2 protein-coding genes are annotated in these 1,770 nt (G+C 71.9%); both read right to left on the bottom strand.

The annotated features are described in order from the left end of the window. Positions 1–957: electron transfer flavoprotein subunit alpha/FixB family protein (locus CNO22_RS26940; protein WP_100502285.1), on the bottom strand; the 957-nt coding region annotated here is incomplete at its 3' end. Positions 958–988: 31 nt separating this feature from the next. Next, positions 989–1,770: electron transfer flavoprotein subunit beta/FixA family protein (locus tag CNO22_RS26935; RefSeq protein ID WP_100502284.1), on the bottom strand; the 782-nt coding region annotated here is incomplete at its 5' end.

The following is a 1,770-nucleotide window of genomic DNA, read 5'->3' as shown; positions in this document are numbered from 1 at the left end:
CTCGGTGGCCTGCGGGACGACGGTGTTCAGGTCACCCACGACGCCGAAGTCGGCGAGCTCGAAGATCGGCGCCTCGGGGTCCTTGTTGACCGCGACGATGGTCTTCGAGGTCTGCATGCCGGCCCGGTGCTGGATCGCCCCGGAGATGCCGACCGCGATGTAGAGCTGCGGGGAGACGGTCTTGCCGGTCTGCCCCACCTGGAAGGTGTGCGGGTAGTAGCCGGAGTCCACCGCCGCGCGGGAGGCGCCGACCGCCGCGCCGAGGGAGTCGGCGAGCGCCTCGATGATGGAGAAGTTCTCCGCCGAGGCGACGCCGCGACCGCCGGAGACCACGATCGAGGCCTCGGTCAGCTCCGGGCGGGAGGACTTCTGCTCCACGACCCGGTCGACGACGCGGGTGGCCTTGGCGGCGTCGGAGAGCTGCACCGCCACCTGCTCCTCCGCGGCCGCGGCAGGAGCCGGCTCGGGGGTGACCGAGTTGCCGCGCACCGTGTAGATCGGGGTGCCGACGGTGACCTTCGAGTGCACGATCGTCGCCCCGGCGAAGGCGACCTGGGTCGCGGTGCCGTCCGGGGCGATCTCGGTGACGTCGGTGAGGAAGCCGCTGCCGGTCTTGATGGCCAGCCGGCCGGCGATCTCCTTGCCCTCCGGCGAGGAGGGGATGACCACCGCGGCCGGGGACTTCTCGGCCACCAGCTGCGCGAGCACCTCGGCCTTGGGGGCGACCAGGAACTGGTCGACGTCGGCGGACTCGGCGACGTAGACCTTCGCCGCGCCGTACTCGGCCAGCTGCGCCTTGGCGCCGGCGGCCGAGCCGGGGCCGCCGACGACGACCGCGGAGGGCTCGCCGAGCGCGCGGGCCGCGGTCAGCGCCTCCAGCGTGGTCTTGCGCACACCCTCACCGGTCGGGTCGAGCTCGACGAGGACCAGCACCTCGGACCCATTGACCTCTGCCATGACTGTGTCTCCTCCTGCGCTTCGATCCGGGTCAGACGATCTTCTGGGCGGCCAGGAAGTCGACCAGCTTGGCCGCGCCGTCGCCCTCGTCGGGAACCTTGACACCGGCGCCCTTCGGCGGGCGGCCGGCGAAGTCGAGGACCTGGCTGGTCGCCGTCGCCAGGCCCACGGTGGCCGGGTCGATGCCGAGGTCGGCCAGCGACTTCTTCTCCACCGGCTTCTTCTTGGCGGCCATGATCCCCTTGAAGGAGGGGTACCGCGGCTCGTTGATGGTGTCCCAGGTCGACACGATCGCCGGCAGCGGCGCCTCCAGCGCCCAGTAGCCGCCGTCGGTCTGCCGCTCGACCCTCGCCACCCCGCCCTCGACGGTGAGCTTGCGCGCCCCCGACAGCTGCGGAACACCCAGCCGCTCGGCCAGCAGCGCCGGCATCACCGCCAGCTGCCCGTCGGTCGACTCCGCGCCGCAGAGCACGATGTCGAAGCTCATCTGGGACAGCGCCGCGGCCAGGATCGCCGAGGTCTGCACCGCACAGGCGCCGTGGATGGCGTCGTCGGCCACGTGCACGGCCCGATCCGCGCCCATCGACAGGGCCTTGCGGATCGCGTCGGCCGCCGACTCCGGGCCGACGGTCAGGACGGTGACCTCGCCGCCGTGGGCCGCCTTGAGCTGGAGGGCCTCCTCGATGGCGTACTCGTCGATCTCGTTGACGACGTTGTCCGCGCTCCCCCGGGCGACGGTGTTGTCCGCCGGGTCCAGGTTGCGCTCGCTCCCCGAATCGGGGACCTGCTTGACCAGAACGACGATGTCCATCG

Origin of the sequence: Geodermatophilus chilensis, from assembly GCF_002802985.1 — a bacterium.
Lineage (GTDB): Bacteria > Actinomycetota > Actinomycetes > Mycobacteriales > Geodermatophilaceae > Geodermatophilus > Geodermatophilus chilensis.
Note: the sequence above shows the minus strand (reverse complement) of the source record. Positions and strands in the feature narration are given on the sequence as shown.